Below are 1,710 nucleotides of genomic sequence, written 5' to 3' on the forward strand. Positions count from 1 at the left end.
CGATGAAGGTGTCGTCGTAGGCGCTGCCGGTGACCTTCTGGATGTTGACGTAGGTATCGTTGTCGGCATAGCCGCCGCTGCCGCTGCCCAGCACCAGATCCACCGTCACTGCGGCATTGGAGGCGGCATAGCTGACCCGGTTGGAGCCGGCGCCACCATCGAAGTTGTTGGCCACGGCACTGGCCACGAAGGTGTCGTTGCCGCTGCCGCCGGTGAGGTCCTGGATGTTGGAGAGCTTGTCGCCCTGGGCGTAGCCGCCCGAGGTGCCGGTGCCGTCGGTGTAGTTCAGGTCCACCGTCACCGCCGTGGTGGAGGCAGCATAGCTGACCCGGTTGTGATTGGAACCGGCGCCATCGAAGGTATTGGCGTCGGCGCTGGCGACGAAGGTGTCGTCGTAGGCGCTGCCGATCAGGTTCTGGATGTTGCTGAAGGAGTCGCCCGCGGCATAGTAGCCGCCGGTACCGGTGCCGATGGCATTGGTGAGATCGACCGTCACGCCACCGGTCGAGAAAATGTAGCTGACCGTATTGGAGCCACCGCCGCCGTTGAAGTTGTTGACGTCGGCGCTGGCAATGAAGGTGTCGTTGAAGGCACTGCCGATCAGGTTCTGGATATGCGCCAGCACGTCGCCCTGGGCATAACCGCCGGAGGTGCCGGTGCCATCCGTGTGGGTCAGGTCGACCGTGACGGCGGCATTGGAATTGGCATAGCTGACCGTATCCGAACCGCCCAGGCCGCCGTTGAAATTGTTGGCGGCGGCACTGGCGATGAAGGTGTCGGAATAGGAACTGCCGACGATGTTCTGGATGTTGGTATAGGTATTGTTCTGGGCATAGCCACCGCTGCCGCTCATGGTGATCATGTTCACCGTGACCGCGCCCGTGGAGGCCCCGTAGTTTACCGTGTCGGAACCGCCGCTGCCGCCATCGAAATGCACGCTGTCCACACCGGCGATGAAGACGTCATCGAAGGCCGAGCCGATGGCATTCTGGATGTGGTTGTAGCTGTCGCCCTCGGCATAGCCGCCGGTGCCGCGTCCGGAGACGAAGTTGATCGACACGCCCGCCGTCGAACCCGCATAGCTCACCGTATCGCTGCCACCGCTGCCGCCATCGAAACTGTTGGCATCGGCGCTACCCACGAAGGTATCGTTGTAGGCGGTACCGATGACGTTCTGGATGCGCACATAGGTATCCCCCGCTGCCGCGCCGCCACTACCCACCCCGCTTTGCAGGTTGACGTTGACGCCGGCGTTGGAGTTGACATAGGACACCGTATTGACCCCCAATCCACCATCGAAGTGGTTGGCGTCGCCACTGGCGACGAAGATATCGTTGAAGTCACTGCCGATGACGTTCTGGATATGAGTATAGGTATCGCCCTGGGCGTAACCGCCCGTGCCGGTGCCGGTCACCAGATTGACGGTCACGGCCGCCGTCGAGCCCGCATAGGAAACCGTATCGGAACCACCGCTGCCGCCATCGAGGCGATTGACCACCGCATTGGCCACGAAGGTATCGTCAAAGGCGCTACCGCGCAGGTTCTGGATGTTGGAGAGCTGGTCGCCCTGGGCGTCGCCACCACTGCCCAGCCCGGTCACCAGGTTCACCGTCACGCCCGCCGAAGAGCCGGCGTAGCTGGCGGTGTTGACGTTGGTGCCGGTACTGTTGACGCCGCCCAGCAACTGGTCGGCGCCGGCCCCGCCCTGGA

Annotated in this window: 1 protein-coding gene; it reads right to left on the reverse strand. The window is 63.2% G+C overall.

Annotated elements, in window-relative coordinates:
• Positions 1 to 1,710, reverse strand: a 1,710-nt coding sequence (locus I5W_RS13130) for a beta strand repeat-containing protein (protein WP_044529563.1), incomplete at both ends; no start/stop codon positions are given.

The sequence above is a fragment of the Herbaspirillum sp. B65 genome, from assembly GCF_000333555.1.
GTDB lineage: Bacteria > Pseudomonadota > Gammaproteobacteria > Burkholderiales > Burkholderiaceae_D > Herbaspirillum > Herbaspirillum rubrisubalbicans.